Origin of the sequence: Maribellus maritimus, assembly GCF_022267315.1 — a bacterium.
Classification (GTDB): Bacteria; Bacteroidota; Bacteroidia; order Bacteroidales; family Prolixibacteraceae; genus Draconibacterium; species Draconibacterium maritimum.
This window is the reverse complement of the sequence record NZ_JAIKLE010000141.1, coordinates 1-1209: the sequence shown is the minus strand read 5'-3', so window position 1 is coordinate 1209 and position 1209 is coordinate 1. Positions and strand designations below refer to the sequence as shown.

Below are 1209 nucleotides of genomic sequence, written 5' to 3'. Positions count from 1 at the left end.
CGGAGAGCGTTCCTGTCCGAAGGACACGGAACTGCGATGCGAGAATCCGCAGTTGGCGTACCACCGAACCCCGCCCTGCAATATGTACTGTGTTAGCAACTGGATTTTATTTTTTAATAATATAATTCTAATCCAAATTCACTCGCTCTTGCAGATATATTTTCAAGTCTCTCAGAATATTCATCAACGAGTCCTAATTCTGTGGTTCCATTAACAGCACTATGGAACATTTTATCCACCGACAAATAATAGTTTTCGTCCCAGTAACCAAAATCAGTTATAACATCAAGGCAACAATTTACATAATGCAATTCCAGTTCTATATTTAGTTCAATTACTTTCATTTTTCGAACTGTCCTGATGAGTTTCTTCGCTTCAGATTCTTTTAAAACTAAATTACTTCCAGACGGATAAACGTATTTTTCAATTTCCTTTTTGTATTTTTCCGCAAGTTCATTTACGTCTCCAGTTGCATAAATATCTAGATAGTTTTTTGCCGCCGGAACTTTCTTGTACATTTCTGAAATTAATTTAATTATTTCAGTTTTATCCAAATTGTTCAATCTCGTTTTAACTTCTCTAAGTCCCATTTATTTATGAAATGTTTTGCATTAAAGTTAAAACGAATTTTATTCAAATTTTACTTTTTCAGTCTCACGTAATTTCTCTTTTACTGAGTTTACAATGTCGAGTCCTTGTGAGTCTGCTTTAATTGCATTTTGAAATGAAAGTGGAAAACCAGCGCGTTTAGCTGCCACCATCCCATTTACGACATTATTAATATTTCCACCAGATAAAGCAAAAGCTTCTAATTGGTCACGACTCAAATTTAGTCCCCCTTTTGTAGAAACAATTAATCCCTCAACTATTTCCTTAACGGGAGAACGGCGTAACCGCATAAGTAATAGTTCCATTAGCGAAATACGTACGCCTGAAATTGTCGCAGCGAACCAATGTCCTAAAGGAATAAAGTAAAGAGCAATAAAAAATATTATAAGAACTACTGCAATAAATGCAAGGCTTTGAATGACTTCCATGTTTTTTTATTAGGTTGTTTTATTAATTATTTTGTTTTAAGTTAATAGACATCTTGTGTCGGATTTAAGCTTGTTGCTAACGGCAGTGTGTCTAAAAACCAATTTGGGTTGATGTAAATTGTAAACAATTGAATGGTTTTTGAAGCAGGTTTAAAATTTTCGGATTTTTCAT

The 1209-nt window shown here is 34.0% G+C and carries 2 protein-coding genes; both read right to left on the bottom strand.

Annotated elements, in window-relative coordinates:
• Positions 1-113 precede the first annotated feature (113 nt).
• Positions 114-590 carry a DUF6155 family protein gene (locus K5G00_RS29390; RefSeq protein WP_238770199.1) on the bottom strand — a complete coding sequence of 159 codons (477 nt, stop codon included), beginning with the start codon at positions 588-590 and terminating at the stop codon, positions 114-116.
• A 39-nt stretch (positions 591-629) separates the two neighbouring features.
• Entirely contained in the window at positions 630-1037 is a 408-nt protein-coding gene (locus K5G00_RS29385) for a flotillin-like FloA family protein (RefSeq protein ID WP_238770197.1), read from the bottom strand.
• Positions 1038-1209: the final 172 nt, after the last annotated feature.

Excerpts from the sequence above, each read along its gene's own strand:
- K5G00_RS29390 (WP_238770199.1), bottom strand. The coding sequence starts at position 590 with ATGGGACTTAGAGAAGTTAAAACGAGATTGAACAATTTGGATAAAACT.
- K5G00_RS29385 (WP_238770197.1), bottom strand. The coding sequence starts at position 1,037 with ATGGAAGTCATTCAAAGCCTTGCATTTATTGCAGTAGTTCTTATAATA.